2 tRNA genes and 1 rRNA gene are annotated in these 617 nt (G+C 49.8%); all 3 read right to left on the bottom strand.

Features of this window, described 5'->3' with window-relative positions:
• Window positions 1-296: 296 nt before the first annotated feature.
• Window positions 297-372, bottom strand: a tRNA-Ala gene (locus F3J45_RS29665).
• A gap of 9 nt (window positions 373-381) precedes the next feature.
• Window positions 382-458, bottom strand: a tRNA-Ile gene (locus tag F3J45_RS29660).
• 86 nt (window positions 459-544) lie between these two features.
• Window positions 545-617: ribosomal RNA gene (locus F3J45_RS29655) — 16S ribosomal RNA — on the bottom strand; the annotation flags it as partial.

Below are 617 nucleotides of genomic sequence, written 5' to 3'. Positions count from 1 at the left end.
CCACGTCTTTCATCGCCTCTGACTGCCAAGGCATCCACCGTATGCGCTTCTTCACTTGACCATATAACCCCAAGCAATCTGGTTATACTGTGAAGACGACATTCGCCGAAAATTCGCATGTTGCGCTCTCGCGCAGAACTCACAAATTTTACCTTAGCCTGATCCACCAGCAGTGAAACTGGTGTTCAGTCTATATCTATCACATATCCGAATTTTTAAAGAACGATCTGACAAAAGTCAGAAATCAACATTCATCACTGAATGCTCATTTCTAAGTTCTGAGCAGTGGTGCAAAGTGGTGGAGCCAAGCGGGATCGAACCGCTGACCTCCTGCGTGCAAGGCAGGCGCTCTCCCAGCTGAGCTATGGCCCCATCAGGAACTGGTAGGTCTGGGCAGATTTGAACTGCCGACCTCACCCTTATCAGGGGTGCGCTCTAACCAACTGAGCTACAGACCTATAACAGGGTCGCATCACATCATCGTCTTTTCACAATGAATCAAGCAATTCGTGTGGGAGCTCATCAGCAGGCTGATGTCGTCGATTAAGGAGGTGATCCAGCCGCAGGTTCCCCTACGGCTACCTTGTTACGACTTCACCCCAGTCATGAATCACACC

Source organism: Pantoea sp. Ap-967, assembly GCF_011752565.1.
In the GTDB taxonomy this organism is placed as follows: domain Bacteria; phylum Pseudomonadota; class Gammaproteobacteria; order Pseudomonadales; family Pseudomonadaceae; genus Aquipseudomonas.
Note: the sequence above shows the minus strand (reverse complement) of the source record. Positions and strands in the feature narration are given on the sequence as shown.